Source organism: Legionella sp. 27cVA30 (assembly GCF_024160945.1).
In the GTDB taxonomy this organism is placed as follows: Bacteria; Pseudomonadota; Gammaproteobacteria; order Legionellales; family Legionellaceae; genus Legionella_A; species Legionella_A septentrionalis.
Genome location: NZ_JAMYXK010000001.1, coordinates 860,522 through 874,809, shown reverse-complemented (window position 1 = coordinate 874,809; position 14,288 = coordinate 860,522). Strand labels below are relative to the sequence as shown.

The window sequence follows — 14,288 nt, the reverse complement described above, 5'->3', positions numbered from 1 at the left end:
TATGTCAGTGAGCCATGTGCCTGTTATTACACTGGATGGCCCAAGCGGCACCGGAAAGGGCACAATCAGTTTGATGCTGGCCAAACATTTGGGTTGGCACTTTTTAGACAGCGGTGCACTTTACCGGGTACTCGCCTACGCTGCCATGAAAAAAAATATTGATTTAACGGATATTGCTGTTTTAGTCAAGTTGGCGCATGAGCTTGATTTTTGCTTTAAGGTGCATGAAAAAAACGATTGCCGTGTCGTTTTGGATGGTGCAGATGTGAGTCGAGACATCAGAACCGAACAATGTGGTCAAAGCGCTTCTCAAATTGCAGCAGCCCCTGAAATACGAGAGGCTTTGCTAGCCCGGCAGCGTTCTTTCGCACAACCTCCAGGTTTGGTTACTGATGGCCGGGACATGGGTACCGTGGTTTTTCCGCATGCTGATTTAAAATTTTATTTATACGCGACAGCGGAAGAAAGGGCACGCAGGCGATATTTACAGTTGAAAGAAAAGCAAAATGATGTTAGCCTCGCGCAGGTTGTAGATGAATTGGCTAAACGTGATGCAAGGGATACCGCACGCACGCATTCGCCATTAAAGCCAGCACCTGATGCTGTGCAGATAGATACAACCAGGTTAACAATTGTACAAGTATTTGATTGTGTATTACAATTGGTTAATGAGCGATTAACAGTCGCTAAAAAGTTGTAATTTGGAACACTTATTCTAAACTTTCTATTCTTGCATAAAAGCAGGAAGGTTCAGGAGCAGTATTCTTTTGTTTTTGGGGGAAGTTGAGAGGATCTTCACTTCTATTTTTATACTAAAGAGTTTATTAACATGTCCGAAAGTTTTAAAGAGTTATTCGAGAAAAGTATTGCTGGCGCCCAATTTTATCCCGGTGCAATTATTTCTGCCAAAGTAATTAATATTGACGACGATTACGTCACATTAAATGCGGGATTAAAATCAGAAGGCATTGTTGCCATTGAAGAATTTCAAGATAAAAATGGCGATTTAGAAGTTAATGTCGGCGATACGGTCGAAGTAGCTTTAGACTCCGTAGAAGATGGCCACGGCGAAACTATCCTGTCCAGGGAAAAAGCCAAACGCCAGGAAGCTTGGCGTAAGCTATCTAAATCGTATGAGAACAATGAAACAGTAACTGGATTGATCTCAGGCAAAGTCAAAGGCGGTTTCACTGTTGAAATCGGTTCAATCCGTGCATTTTTGCCGGGTTCTTTGGTTGATGTAAGACCTGTACGCGATCCTTCCTACCTGGAAGGCAAAGAGCTTGAGTTTAAAGTGATTAAAATGGATCTCAAGCGCAATAACATCGTTGTTTCTCGCCGTGCTGTGGTGGAAGAAGAAAGCAGTGCCGATCGACAAGCCTTATTGGATTCATTGCATGAAGGACAAGTGCTGCAGGGAATCGTTAAAAATCTTACCGATTATGGTGCATTTATTGATTTGGGCGGCATAGACGGCTTGCTGCACATCACTGACATTTCCTGGAAACGCGTCAAGCATCCAAGCGAAGTACTGACTGTAGGCCAAGACGTTAAAGTTAAAGTTTTAAGTTTTGACAGCGAACGCAACCGCGTATCCCTAGGCATGAAGCAATTGGGCAATGATCCTTGGGTTGACTTGGTCGAGCGTTACCCGATAGGCAGACGCATGCAAGGTAAAGTCACTAACATCACTGACTATGGCTGCTTCGTTGAAATCGAAGAAGGTGTGGAAGGTTTGGTGCATATGTCTGAAATGGATTGGACCAACAAAAATATTCATCCAAGCAAAGTCGTTTCTTTGGGTGATCTAGTAGAAGTCATGGTTCTTGAAATTGATGAAGATCGCCGTCGCATTTCATTAGGTATGAAGCAATGCGTGGGTAACCCATGGCAAAAATTTGCTCAAACCCATAACAAAGGCGAAAAAGTCCGCGGTAAGATCCGTTCTATTACTGATTTTGGCATATTCATCGGTCTGGAAGGTGAAATCGACGGTTTGGTTCACTTGTCTGATATTTCTTGGGACATCCCAGGAGAAGAAGCGGTGAAGCAATATAAGAAAGGTCAAGAACTGGAAGCTGTAATTCTGGCCATTGATGCAGAACGTGAGCGGATTTCCTTAGGCTTAAAGCAACTGGAAAGCGACAATTTCACCAGCTATGTTGAAGAACACAGCAAAGGCACTATTGTCAAAGGCAAAGTGACTTCGGTCGATGCCAAAGCAGTTGTAGTCGAATTGGCTGAAGACGTGTTTGGCACCATTCGCGCCAATGAGCTTTCAGATGATAAGGTAGATGATGCTTCTACTCTTGTAAAAGAAGGTGATGAGCTTGAAGCGAAAATTACCAATATTGATCGGAAAAATCGCTCAATTACGCTTTCTGTGAAAGCAAAAGATGCTCAGGATCAGGCAGAAGCCATCAAAAAATATTCACGCACTGGGGAAGCTACTACCACGTTGGGTGATTTATTAAAAGAAAAAATGGCTTCGAAAGAAGGTGAGTAACTGCTTCAATTTAAAAAAAGCGTAGATATCTACGCTTTTTTTTTATAATTTTTTTATTGCAGCGCCTATCTCTAAGCTTTGTTGAAGTTTAAAATATCGCAATTGGTTTCTTTGTTTGTTGTCAGTACTTGTGGAAACTAAACTGCAACTAAAATAAGGATGATTTGATGCGGATAGTGATCATAATTTTTTATTTATTACTGATTTTAGCCGGCGTGAGCTTTGCGGTTCTGAATGCTGCTTCAGTCCAGGTCAATTTTTATTTTAATACCTTAACCATGCCCATTTCAGTGCTCATTATCTTGGTGCTTGGGGTAGGTGTGATTTTTGGATATGGTTTGTTTCTATATAAATATTGGCGGCTCAAGATTGAGAACCATAAAATTAAAAGTCAATTAAAGCTCACGGAAAGGGAAATTAAAAATTTACGCGCCATACCTTTGCAAGATCAACACTAGTTTCGTAAATGTTGTCCTAATAGATTACGAATTGAAGATACAGGGTTTTAGACTTAAATCTCGCATGTTCTTTTGTAATGGATGTGCTGTTAAAGTTTCATGGGGGATCTTTGATGATTAATTTATGGCCACTATTATTACCTGCCGCTGCATGGTCAGGTTGGTGGGTTGCTAAACGCAATTACACTACCAGAGGAAGACGAACTGATAATCATTTATCTCATGAATACGTTGTGGGATTGAATTATTTATTAAATGAACAACCTGATAAAGCGGTGGATGTATTCATAAAATTGTTAGAAGTTGATAGCGATACAGTGGAAACTCATCTTGCATTGGGCAGTTTATTCCGCAGGCGCGGTGAAGTAGATCGTGCCATCCGCATTCACCAAAATTTAATCGCAAGACCCCAGTTAAGCATGTTACAGCGTAAAGAAGCGCTCATGGCTCTTGGCCAAGATTATATGAGTGCGGGTGTGTTTGATCGAGCCGAGCGTATTTTTACTGAAGTCGTTGATCTGGGTGGAAATCGTGAAGTTAGCAGCTTGCACGGTTTACTGGCAATTTATCAGCAAGAAAAAGCTTGGGAAAAAGCTTTGGAAATCACCCGCAAGATTGAGGATTCAACGGGTACCAGCATGCATGCGCAGGCGGCGCATTATTATTGTGAAATGGCCAATCAAGCCATCAAGGAAAAAACGTACGATAAAGCTTATTATGCAATTAAACAAGCGCTTGCCATCGATAAACAATCTGTGCGTGCCAGCCTCATGCAAGCTGATTTGGAAATCAAAAATAACCGTTATAGACAAGCCATTCGTGCATTAAAACGGGTTCCGGAACAAGATCCTGAATTTCTTACGGAAATTATTGAGCCCTTGGTGCATGCTCATAAAGAATTGGATGTTATGGAAGAATGCATTGATTACTTCGAGCAAACTTTATCTGAACATCCCCGTGCTTCCGTAATTTTTGTAATTGGCGAATATTTACGGCAGGAGAAAAATATAGATTTTGCCATTGATTTTGTCTCTTCACAATTAAGCCGACATCCCTCCATTCGTGGATTAAACCGCCTGATTTGCTGGCATTTGGAATCTGCAAATGGCAAAGTACGCGAAAAATTGCAAATGCTATACGATATCACCAGTAAATTTTTAGATAATAAACCGGTTTATCGTTGCGGCCAGTGTGGTTTCTCAGGCAAGCTGTTGCACTGGCATTGTCCCAGTTGCAAGCAATGGGGTAGAATGAAACCTATTCATGGTTTGGAAGGTGATTAGTACTTCCACGTCCGAAAAGTAATCAATTGTGGTAGAAAATGTCGGTAAAACTCATCATTGCTCTTGATTTTGATAATCTGCACGAGGCCTTTAAACTTGTTGACCAATTAAACCCCAATGAATGTGCTCTTAAAGTAGGCAATGAAATGTTTACTTTATTTGGACCTGAGTTGATTAAGGCTTTGGTTGCCAAGAAATTTAAAGTCTTTCTTGATTTAAAATTTCACGATATTCCAAACACAGTGGCGCATGCGTGCAAGGCTGCAGCTGAATTAGGCGTTTGGATGACAAATGTTCACGCTGCAGGCGGTTTGGCTATGTTGCAGGCAGCGCGGGAGGCTTTGCATGCATATGATAGTCGGCCATTACTCATAGCAGTTACCTTACTGACCAGCATGAGCGAAAATGAGGCCGCGCAGACCGGTTTGACTGCACCTCTTCAGGAGCATGTGCAAAAGCTTGCATTGCTGGCTCAAAAAGCAGGTCTGGATGGAGTAGTTTCTTCGGCCCTTGAAGTTCCGACAATCAAAAAAAATTGTGGCCATAAATTTTTAACGGTCACACCAGGGATCCGCTTACCATCCCATGCAAAAGATGATCAAACTCGAATTGTCACACCGGAAAATGCTTGGCAATTGGGCAGTGATTATTTAGTAATAGGCCGCCCCGTTACGCGTGCACCGAACCCTCGGAAGGTAATCGATGAGCTGCTGCTAACTTGTACGTATAGTCATGGATAAGCCTCTGCATCCCTATTATCTGCAAGCCATGGGCATTGAAGTTTGGGAATCGCGCCAACAACTCCCTATGACTTCATCTTGCTCGCTGTCTTCGCTTGCAAAAGAAGTTTCTGCGTGCAAACGTTGTGTATTACATCAAACACGTACTCAAACAGTTTTTGCCCGCGGCAATCCACAAGCTCAATTAATGATTGTCGGAGAGGCACCTGGTTTCTTTGAGGATAAACAGGGGCTGCCCTTTGTAGGTAAAGCCGGTATTTTATTAAACAAGATGCTAAACAGCATTGGTTTAACAGAAAATGATGTTTATATTGCCAACGTGCTTAAATGCCGCCCGCCGGATAACCGCGATCCGAAAATTGAAGAAATTGCCGCCTGTTCTAGTCATTTAACGCAACAAATCCAATTGGTAAACCCTAAACTTATCATGGCTGTAGGACGTTTTGCCGGTCAATTCTTACTAAATGAAGCCCGGCCCCTAAATAAGATGCGCAACACGCTTCATTCATATGAAGGCAAACCGTTTATTGTCAGTTACCACCCTGCATATTTGTTGCGAAGACCAATAGACAAAGGAAAAGCTTACCAGGATTTATTGCGGATCAAACAATTATTAGAGCAATAATGCTATAAACCTTCATTAAGGAAGAAAATTGTTTTGTAAGGACATACATGGAGTTAGCGCAACCATCTAATCGCAAGCCAATAATTTATGGTGGCTTTACCTGGATAGAATTGCTGATGGCACTTGTCATTATGGCAACAGGATTTTTGCTTGCCTTACCTTCCCTGCAGGCAAGTTATGAGAGAAACCATATGGAAACAAGGCTTGGGGAAATTGAAACCATCCTGCGCTTTGCCCGAAGTCAATCTTTAATACAAAATCAACCTCTGGCTTTAACTCCTCTGCCTGCTGCAAATGATTGGGCAAAAGGCATGATTTTATTCACTGACAATGCCAAGCATACTTACCAACCTGATAGCAAAATTTTTCATGAATGGCGCTGGCGTGCTTCTGATCTACAAATAACCTGGCATGGTTTTTATGCAAAACATTACCTGATTTTTGCAGATAACCTTTGTGAAAGCGCAATGAATGGCTATTTTTTAATAAAAAATAAAACACAGCAGTACAAGTTAATTGTTAACCGTTTGGGCCGTGTCCGTAGAACGTTAATTTCCTAATACTCTATACTTTAAAGATGAGATGCAAGAGTCTTACGTTATGATAGAACTTGGCCAAGCGGGTTTAAGTAATATTCCGCAAAAAGCATTTACTTTGGTTGAGTTTCTTACTGTTTTGGCCATGGCTGCCATTTTCATAGCGCTCGCCGTTCCTGGTTACTATGGTCTAATTCAAAACAATAAAGTAGTTAGTGTAGCCAATAAATTATCAGCAAGTCTTGGCTTGGCCCGCATGGAAGCAGTCAAAAGGGGTGTGCGGGTGTCGGTATGTCCTGCTGCCAATGCGGCATTTAGTGCTTGCGGTAGCAATGCTCAATGGTCACAGGGATGGATTGTTTTCATAGATGCAGATAATAATAATGCCATTGAATCCAGTAATGATTTAGTAAAAGTTGCCGAAGCCTTGCCAGGTGGCACGCAAATTTCTACATCTGCCCGCATCATCAGTTTTGATAGTACTGGATTTTTAACCACGGGATCCACGTCGTTAACGCTTAGGGCAAGCGGATGCACAGGGAATAATGCACGTGTTATCAGTATCGCGACGAGTGGGCGTTTAAGTGTTGCTACTGCTGCTTGTAATTAGTTATCATCTAGGCAAACTTTGTTTCACGAATAACGCATGTTAATCACGCCTTTCGGATTTCCATCCTCAGCTGTTGAACCGCCTGCAAAACTTTTACCTTGGCTTACGCACCGGCAATCCTTAACGGAAAAATTAAAAGCCATAACTTCAGGGGTCCGCCTGCAAGTTTTAATGCAGCAATGGGGTTGGCGTGGTTGGTGGGATAATTACATACTGCATTTAAATAGCGGCCGGGTTTTACACCGCGAGATTGTAATGAAAGTTGGGGAGGAAGCTTGCTGGTACGGTCGCACCATCCTCCCCGAAAAGACTTATCAACATAACGCGGCCTTATTCAAACGTTTGCAAAATGAATCATTAGGGCAATTGATTTTTGGGGCAAATAACATTGAGCGGATTTCTTTAGTTTATTATCCAATCACCCCCAAAGTCATTGAGTATCATTGGCTGGACGCAGCCTTGCATCACGGCGCGCCGGCTTTGTGGGGAAGGCTTGCGGAATTTATAGTATGCGATCATTTTCCTTTTTATCTGCTGGAAATTTTATTGCCAGGCTTAAATCAATATCTTGAGTAAAAACATGCGCTTAGGTAGTTATTTCAGATTAATGCGTTTTCATAAACCCGTGGGTATTTTATTGCTTTGGTTTCCGACAGCATGGGCTTTATGGATTGCCAATAACAATAATCCACCCGTACAACTCATTGCCTATTTCCTGTTAGGTACGGTGTTTATGAGGGCGGCAGGATGTGTGGTTAATGACATCGCCGATAGGAATATCGACAAGCACGTGAAACGGACTAAAGAAAGACCTTTGACTTGCGGTGAAGTTAATCTAGCAGAAGCTTTAATTTTGTTATTAATTCTGCTTTTTGCAGCTTTGCTTATTGTCATGCAGTTGCCGGCTGCCTGCTTTTATTATGCTTTGTTTGCTGTGGTCATCACGGTGTTATACCCATTTTGCAAGCGTTTTTTACAAGCGCCGCAATTGGTCTTAGGGCTTGCCTTTTCCATGGGGATCCCCATGGCTTTCTCTGCTTCGCATGCCTTGTTCGATTACCGGTTCGTCCTTCTTTTAGCAATTAATTTTGCCTGGATAATAGCGTATGACACCATGTATGCCATGGTTGACAGAGCGGATGATTTGCGTATTGGGGTTAAATCCACGGCAATTTTTTTTGCAGATTATGATCGCATGGCCATCTTATTTTTACAGATTTCATTTCATTCCTCATGGCTTGTTCTGGCTTATTTCATGCATCTTTCTTCATTGTTTTATGCAGGGTGGGGATTGGCTGCACTGGTTTTACTTTACCAGCAGCAACTGGTAAACAGCCGTATTGAAAAAGCCTGTTTCAAAGCATTTTCTTGTAACAATTGGTATGGTCTCATCATGTGGCTAGGAATAATCGCCCATTGACGAGCAGTAATCAAATACGCTGACAACTATATTAATGTACTTCCAGAGGGATTGCTGCTCATATTTAAAGGGTACAGGCTAACTGTTTCTTTCTATGCTAATCTCGAAAATTAATTCTATTATTAAAAAGTATATTTTAATTAGAAAATAATAATTAATCAAAAGGTTATATGATAATCATCATACCATTCGCGTAAACTATATCCAAAAAGATCATTTGTTGCTGTGTTTTTTTCTGTCATCTGCTGTAGAATTGCCCACTCAAGCAATTATTTCACCAATAATCCTATGTATAATCCTAATAAGAAACGAAGAATTGATGCAGGGTATCAAGGCAGTTTTTCTACACCACCACTAGATTCATATTTTTCGGCTGGGTTTTTATCTGTTTTAGCATCTGAATGGCAGAAACCTGCTGCTGAATTAAATGCTGCAGAGATATTGGGACCTTTATACCAGGCGCCTTTTTACCCTGCTGCTACATCATCAGTGCAGCAACCGCTGATAACAGGTGGGGCGTTGGATTATTCACCGTCCACCCCATTCTCGGAAGCTTCTGCAGCAGCTTCCTTGCCGGAACCTGCATTCATTTTGAATGGGGGCATAAACGTCTTTGACAATGAAGAATACGATATTGCAATTGCCGATGAGATAAAAAATGCCACCACAAAGGCAAACCATAATTGGCTAAACAGAGTGTGGAGAGCCAACAGTATTGCTGAGAGAGCTTTGAAAAATATCTCGCAAATTAATCAAGAAAAACATACTCAATCACTAAGAGTAGAAGGGGAGAATGATGGAACGCTTCATGCCATAAAAGAACTTCCCAAACTTCCCAGAGCCCAATTAATGGGCAAAGGCCAAGGGTATGCTGATGCCTATGAACAAGCCTATTCATTAGCGCAAGCTGCAAAAAATCAAAATTTCATGCAAATCGATTCCGATGAAGCAAGAAAAGCCGGAATACATTATGCGGTAAAAAAGATCCCCCCACTTCCCAGAGCTATGCTAATGCAAAAAGGCCAGGAATATGCAGATGCATATCAGGCGGGCTATGATCAAGTACAGGCTCAAAGAGGTAAAAAACGCGCACGTGCCGATAGGCTAAAGAATTCAACGCCAGTTAACTATGAAGTACTTTTGCAAGAACAAGGAAAAGCATACGCAGATGCCTATGCGGGTTATTTAGGGATACGTCCCATCAGCGAAAAACCTCCGTTGTTGGCAAAACGAACGCTGCAAGAAATTGACCCACTATCAAAGAATTTACAGGGTTCTGCTCCAGGTAGATCAGACAGTACGACATCTGATTTTGTAAAGCAAAGTCCCCAGCCTGACTTTAGACCTGGTTCTGTGTCCCCATACAGTTTTTTTGTAAGGTTGCCCGCCCAGTTTGAAAGTAGCCTGATATCGCTGGATGATGATGCAGCAGGGTTAAATTCTAATATTTGCCTAGAATAATGAGGTGTTGTTGTCTGGCTTTACCTTGTAATCCTATACAAGGTAAAGCTTGAATTTGAAGCGAAGTACAGGGAGTGTTTGCAAGTTGGGTCATATCTTTGCGGCAACAACAACCATTTATTCAGTTAAAATTTTGAAAATACAAAAAATACAATCACTTAACTGCATGAGATCAAAAAAAAGCCACCAAGCTCATATTTTGCTGTATTATTTTGTTGCAAATGGAGTATAATCGCTCACTCAATTAATTATTTAGCCAATTCGTATGTATAATAACTCTAAAAGACGAAGAACCAATTCAGGATATGAAGGGCAATTTGACCCGCAATCAATAACACCATTGAGTAATTACTTTCCACAAGGAATCTCTTCCCTGGTTCTGGCGGAATGGGAGAAGCCTGTACCCAAACCGGATGCAAAAGAAATATTAGGGCCATTTTACCAGGAACCTGTTCAGAATTTTTATTACACTCCGTTTTTAGCACAGCCTGCACCGATGCCCTCTCAGCAACGGATATTTACTTGTTCAACACCTGCCTTGTCCATGCCGCAAGCCGCACCAGTAAGTTTGCCAATACTTGCAACCACTACTGTTACCAATGAAAGCATAGAAATTTCCGATGATGAAGCAGAGGTAATTGAAATTTCCGATGATGAGGTAGAAAATGCATCTGCAAAGAGGAGTGGCAAGGTTGGGAAAAAAAGAAAAGCTTGGCTACCTCCCAGTTTATGTGATGAAATTCTTAAGAATATGGAACGGGATCAACAGGACAGGAATCCACCACTTGCAGTGCAAAGTGCAGGGGGAGGAAGTGATGTAACAGAACATTCTTTCGAATCTGCCAGAATAGAACCTGTGCAGAGGAAAAAAAGAAATGATAGCGATGAGGGGCGCAAGCGTAAAAGAGGTCATGATGCCGGACGCTATGCCGCATTAAATCCACCATACAAGCCGATGCGTAACCGTGAGCAACTCTTGCAAAGAGGAGGTCAGGTGTACGCTGATGCTTATGAAAAAGCCTATCGGTTTTATTCATCTGCGGAGCAACGTTTGTTGCATGAAGCAAGGACACTGGGAAAAAAGGTTGCAGAGAAAGAAATAGAGCCGCTTTCAAATGAGGAAATGCAGGAGAAAGGTTGGGGAACATCGCAGGTCGATGCGTATAAGCTTAGTTCGTTAAAGACTAGAAAAGGGCCGATTAAATTTATTAATTGGCAGCCTAGAGCAAGTGTTTCGGCTCTTAGAGAGGAGCATGTTCCAGCTCAAGCCAGCAGTTCTTCCAATTCCGGATTGATGAATGAGGATAAAGCTCGGCAAGTGCCTATGGGTTTGCAAAATAAAGAACAATTTGCCTTAAGTAGCTCAGCCAATGCATCGAGCAGCAGCGCATCGGATTTTGTAGAGCCAAGTGCTCAGCCTATCTTTAGCCCTGTTCCTCTGTCCCCATACAGTTTTTTTGCAACTCCGACTCAATCTCCAAGCAGACCGCAATCCCAGGCAAACCCAACAGCGGGGATGTAGTTTAACTTTCGTGTAGAGTAATTACCCTTTATTCTGCCTTGTGGGCTTAAATCAACAAGGCAGAATATTGGCTAAAATCCGCATGAAGAATGCAGAACACTCTATTTGTCCAGTGAATGTGGGCGGCCATTATTTAGGCAGGAATTATTTAGTGCGAGATAACGGCAATAATCGGGCTGCTAGCTGCTTGTAGGTGCAGCAAGCAATTCATCCAGTAGCCGGCTTGCCCCTAGACGAAACCACGTTTTATTTACAGGCAAACCGATCATGAATTCTGCCAAAGCTGCATACTGCAGCGCTTGTTCTTTGGTTTTTACCCCACCGGAAAGCTTGATGCCGCATGGTTTTCCACTTTCCTTAATTGCAGAAAGAATGGTAAATGCTGCCGACAAAGTAGCGCCTTGTGCGGTTTTTCCAGTAGACGTTTTTAAAAAATCGCAACCTTGGGCGAGGATATCTAAACAAGCTTCATAAATCAGGGCCATGGACGGAAAAGCTCCGGTTTCCAGAATGACCTTGAAAATGACTTGATGGCGCTTACACAATTCATAATTTTCTTTGACGGCTTGTAGCGCAAGCTTTTGATTACCATGCAAATAATTTTGGTAAGGGAAGACATAATCAATTTCATCGGCATGAAGCTTAATGCTTTGTATAATGGTCTTTAACACATCTTCTTGCACTTCATCGCCTGCAGGGAAATTAGCTACTGTTGCACGTGTAATTCCCGTTGTCGCGGGGATATGGTGCAAGTGTTGCGGTAAAACACAAATTGCAGCAACCTCATGTGTTACTGCAATTTGCGCCAGATTTTCTATGGCGTGCGGTTGTGCTTTTTCTTCGAGCAGAGTGAGATCAAGCACAGAAATGATCTCGCGCGCCGATATGGAGCGCATCGGATTTTTAAGTATTTTCTCTAAATACTGGGTTAATTCTTGTTCCAGCTTCATGCCAAATCTTTAATTAAACGCTTGAGCAATATATTTAATTTTTCCGCAGCTTGCGAAGCCATTAAGACTACTGCTTCATGGCTGTGGCTGGTATTGGCAAGGCCTGTGGCGTAATTGGTGATGGTAGCAATGACAGCTACTTTCATCCCGCAGTGATTCGCCACCAATACTTCCGGGACTGTTGACATGCCCACTGCATCTGCTCCTAAAATACGAAAAGCACGTATTTCCGCAGCAGTTTCATAATTGGGTCCTAATACCGAAAGATATATGCCTTGATGTAACGAAATATTTTCTTTATGCGCCAACCGCAACAGCTTTTCCCGAAAATCAGCATCGTAAGCATTGTCCAACGGGTAAAAGCGGGGGCCAAATTCATCCTCATTGGGGCCTACCAAAGGGTTACTGGGTTGCAAATTGATGTGATCGGTAATTAACATTAATTCGCCAGGTCCCACGTCTTCACGCAGGGAGCCAGAGGCATTGGTGGCGAGAAAATAAGTACATCCCAGCAATTTTAATGTGCGCACATAAGTTTTTACAGCCTCATAACCTGTGCCTTCATAGGTATGGGCTCTTCCTTGCAGGCAAACGACCCCTATACCTCCTAGATAACCCAATACCAAATTTCCTCCATGTCCTTGTACGGTTACCTTAGGAAAGCCTGGAAGTTGTTCATAACTTATATAAACCGGGTTTTCTAATTGTTCAACTAAGCTGCCAAGGCCTGAACCCAGTACGATGCCAATAGTTGGCTTGAATTCGGGGGCAAGCTTTCTAATTTGTTCTGCCGCTAAATGGGCGTGAGTTACATTTTTGCTCGTCATAATTTTTTCCGATCAGGAGGATTTAAGCTAAATGCCAAAGGTAATAATTCATTTACGGTCAGAGCTTTCAAGACCGTTTGTTGATCACATAAATAAACACGGGTTTCAGGTTCGCAGAATTCATAAATTCGCTGGCGGCAAGCTCCGCACGGTGGACATAATTTATTATTCTTAGCCAGAATGACCATATTCTTGATTTTTCTCTGCCCGGCCGCAATCATTTGACATATGGCAGATGTCTCAGCGCATACCGTGAGCCCATAAGAACCGTTTTCCACATTTACCCCGGTGAAAATACTGCCGTCTTCGCTTTGCAAACTGCTGCCCACTGCAAATTTAGAGTATGGCGCATAGGCATGTTGCAATGCATGTGATGCAGCTTTGATCATGGCTTTAATGATGTCATTCATAAGGATTCCTTGTGAGGGAGGAAACTATACTAACATTGTCTTTTACAAACAAGTACGAGGGCTGATTAAAGAAGCCTCTTCATCTAAAACTTCCGCATGGGAAGATTCTGGCGTCAGATTAAGCGGGCAAGTGATTTCCTCCTCAGAAATGACAGGAAGGCGAGCTGTATGTTGTACTTCTTTTAATAACAAGTTTTCGCATAAGGTTGTGTAACTTTGGTTGATTCCCTCATCAGGCTTAAAGTCCAAGAAAGAATATTGCCCCCAAAAATAGAGTGCCGGTAAAGTAAGTAAATTGCCTAAAAAGACCGAGATAAGGAGCGTTAAAAAAGTAATTTGTGGAAACAAAAATCCTATAGTAGCAATCAGGGTGGTGATGACGCTGCTACAAGTCGTTAACACAGCATAACGCAAATAAGTTGCTTGTTTTTCGCTTGAATAACTGGAATTTTTTTCATGAACCGGATTTTGATATTTATGATATTCAGTGATAAGCCACATCACATTGCTGGCAGTGTAAAGCCAAGATGCCAATATCAGGATGGTGGGGAAAGCCATACAAATTACCGTGGCTACAGCACCGAGAAAAGCTGCGCCTTGGTATTGTTCTTTAAATTGAGCAAAACCATACCAAGAATCCTGTTTTTTGGGATGGTCGGGATAAAAAAGGGCTGCTAAAAACCAGGCTATATAACCAATTAAATAAGCCGTCAATGAAATTAAATTAAGAACCAAACTCAAAATGACGAAGGGTGCGGTTTTAAATCTGGATGTCATGAAACCCAATTTGGAAATAAGAAGGCCGCTTAGAAAAAAGAAACCGCTTAATTTATCCAGTAATGCTACCTGTTTCTCCAAATGATGCCCCTGAAGGATTTTTTGCTTGATTTTAGTAAATTCAAATGCCAAATCAAGCAATTGATTAATTTGAAAATAATTT

General features: G+C 42.0%; 16 protein-coding genes. 12 read left to right on the top strand and 4 right to left on the bottom strand.

The genetic code is table 11. The features are described from left to right. The first annotated feature begins 1 nt into the window (after nucleotide 1). From cmk to NKV53_RS03885, 12 genes are all read left to right on the top strand, one after another. A complete protein-coding gene (gene cmk, locus NKV53_RS03940; protein WP_199737729.1) occupies nucleotides 2–700 on the top strand; it encodes a (d)CMP kinase in 699 nt (232 codons plus the stop codon). 129 nt (nucleotides 701–829) lie between these two features. Continuing rightward, nucleotides 830–2,506, top strand: a complete 1,677-nt coding sequence (rpsA, locus tag NKV53_RS03935) for a 30S ribosomal protein S1 (RefSeq protein ID WP_126953509.1) — start codon at nucleotides 830–832, stop codon at nucleotides 2,504–2,506. Nucleotides 2,507–2,673: 167 nt separating this feature from the next. Continuing rightward, nucleotides 2,674–2,964: a lipopolysaccharide assembly LapA domain-containing protein gene (locus tag NKV53_RS03930; RefSeq protein ID WP_126953510.1), complete on the top strand. Its 291-nt coding sequence runs from the start codon at nucleotides 2,674–2,676 to the stop codon at nucleotides 2,962–2,964. A 113-nt stretch (nucleotides 2,965–3,077) separates the two neighbouring features. Beyond that, nucleotides 3,078–4,247 (top strand): lipopolysaccharide assembly protein LapB, encoded by a 1,170-nt coding sequence (gene lapB / locus NKV53_RS03925; RefSeq protein WP_126953511.1) that lies wholly within the window; start codon nucleotides 3,078–3,080, stop codon nucleotides 4,245–4,247. Nucleotides 4,248–4,285: 38 nt separating this feature from the next. Continuing rightward, the gene (gene pyrF / locus NKV53_RS03920) at nucleotides 4,286–4,987 is read left to right on the top strand and encodes an orotidine-5'-phosphate decarboxylase (protein ID WP_127032566.1); all 702 of its coding nucleotides are present in this window, start codon (nucleotides 4,286–4,288) and stop codon (nucleotides 4,985–4,987) included. Further along, nucleotides 4,980–5,612 (top strand): uracil-DNA glycosylase family protein, encoded by a 633-nt coding sequence (locus NKV53_RS03915; protein ID WP_126953513.1) that lies wholly within the window; start codon nucleotides 4,980–4,982, stop codon nucleotides 5,610–5,612. The genes pyrF and NKV53_RS03915 overlap by 8 nt, the downstream gene beginning before the upstream one ends. A gap of 47 nt (nucleotides 5,613–5,659) precedes the next feature. After that, a complete protein-coding gene (locus NKV53_RS03910) occupies nucleotides 5,660–6,172 on the top strand; it encodes a GspH/FimT family pseudopilin (RefSeq protein WP_126953514.1) in 513 nt (170 codons plus the stop codon). Nucleotides 6,173–6,194: 22 nt separating this feature from the next. Then, nucleotides 6,195–6,758 carry a GspH/FimT family pseudopilin gene (locus tag NKV53_RS03905; protein ID WP_126953515.1) on the top strand — a complete coding sequence of 188 codons (564 nt, stop codon included), beginning with the start codon at nucleotides 6,195–6,197 and terminating at the stop codon, nucleotides 6,756–6,758. 36 nt (nucleotides 6,759–6,794) lie between these two features. Further along, nucleotides 6,795–7,334, top strand: coding sequence for a chorismate lyase (locus NKV53_RS03900; protein WP_126953516.1), 540 nt, complete (start codon nucleotides 6,795–6,797; stop codon nucleotides 7,332–7,334). Between the two features lie 4 nt (nucleotides 7,335–7,338). Further along, complete coding sequence (gene ubiA, locus NKV53_RS03895) at nucleotides 7,339–8,178, top strand: 4-hydroxybenzoate octaprenyltransferase (protein WP_126953517.1); 840 nt, start codon at nucleotides 7,339–7,341, stop codon at nucleotides 8,176–8,178. 288 nt (nucleotides 8,179–8,466) lie between these two features. After that, a complete protein-coding gene (locus NKV53_RS03890) occupies nucleotides 8,467–9,639 on the top strand; it encodes a hypothetical protein (RefSeq protein ID WP_126953518.1) in 1,173 nt (390 codons plus the stop codon). Nucleotides 9,640–9,904: 265 nt separating this feature from the next. Then, the gene (locus NKV53_RS03885) at nucleotides 9,905–11,161 is read left to right on the top strand and encodes a hypothetical protein (protein ID WP_126953519.1); all 1,257 of its coding nucleotides are present in this window, start codon (nucleotides 9,905–9,907) and stop codon (nucleotides 11,159–11,161) included. Nucleotides 11,162–11,340: 179 nt separating this feature from the next. On the opposite strand, the gene deoC is transcribed toward NKV53_RS03885, so the two are convergent. The 4 genes from deoC to NKV53_RS03865 are packed head-to-tail and all read right to left on the bottom strand — an operon-like array spanning nucleotide 11,341 to nucleotide 14,206. After that, nucleotides 11,341–12,111, bottom strand: a complete 771-nt coding sequence (gene deoC / locus NKV53_RS03880) for a deoxyribose-phosphate aldolase (protein WP_233579628.1) — start codon at nucleotides 12,109–12,111, stop codon at nucleotides 11,341–11,343. Continuing rightward, entirely contained in the window at nucleotides 12,108–12,938 is an 831-nt protein-coding gene (locus tag NKV53_RS03875; protein ID WP_126953520.1) for a purine-nucleoside phosphorylase, read from the bottom strand. The genes deoC and NKV53_RS03875 overlap by 4 nt, the downstream gene beginning before the upstream one ends. Then, the gene (gene cdd, locus NKV53_RS03870) at nucleotides 12,935–13,348 is read right to left on the bottom strand and encodes a cytidine deaminase (RefSeq protein WP_126953521.1); all 414 of its coding nucleotides are present in this window, start codon (nucleotides 13,346–13,348) and stop codon (nucleotides 12,935–12,937) included. The genes NKV53_RS03875 and cdd overlap by 4 nt, the downstream gene beginning before the upstream one ends. Nucleotides 13,349–13,390: 42 nt before the next feature. Beyond that, complete coding sequence (locus NKV53_RS03865; RefSeq protein WP_127111101.1) at nucleotides 13,391–14,206, bottom strand: hypothetical protein; 816 nt, start codon at nucleotides 14,204–14,206, stop codon at nucleotides 13,391–13,393. Between the last annotated feature and the right edge of the window lie 82 nt (nucleotides 14,207–14,288).